1 protein-coding gene is annotated in these 302 nt (G+C 56.0%); it reads right to left on the reverse strand.

Annotated elements, in window-relative coordinates:
- A partial coding sequence (locus EQW76_RS28855) for an ABC transporter substrate-binding protein (protein WP_161991024.1) occupies positions 1-272 on the reverse strand: 272 nt, incomplete at its 3' end.
- Positions 273-302 lie beyond the last annotated feature (30 nt).

Below are 302 nucleotides of genomic sequence, written 5' to 3' on the forward strand. Positions count from 1 at the left end.
ACAATATCGAGCGAACCGCCGACCAGACCTTCGAGTGACTTCGAACCACCCGAAAAATCATTGATCGTGACGTTCAGGCCCTCCTCCTTGAAGAAGCCTTTGCGTTCCGCGATTGTCAGCGGCAGGTAGTACAACAGGGGCTTGCCGCCCACTCCGATAGACACGTCGGTCTTTTCAGGCTTGGCGTCCTGTGCCATCGCCGACGGGATGCCGTTGAGAGATGCGCCGAATATCGCACCCGTCGTTCCGATCAGAAAAGTCCTGCGTTTCATGTCTGCTCCTTGGTTTCGGTTTCGCTACAG

The organism is Rhizobium sp. rho-13.1, assembly GCF_007000305.1.
Taxonomy (GTDB): domain Bacteria; phylum Pseudomonadota; class Alphaproteobacteria; order Rhizobiales; family Rhizobiaceae; genus Rhizobium; species Rhizobium rhododendri.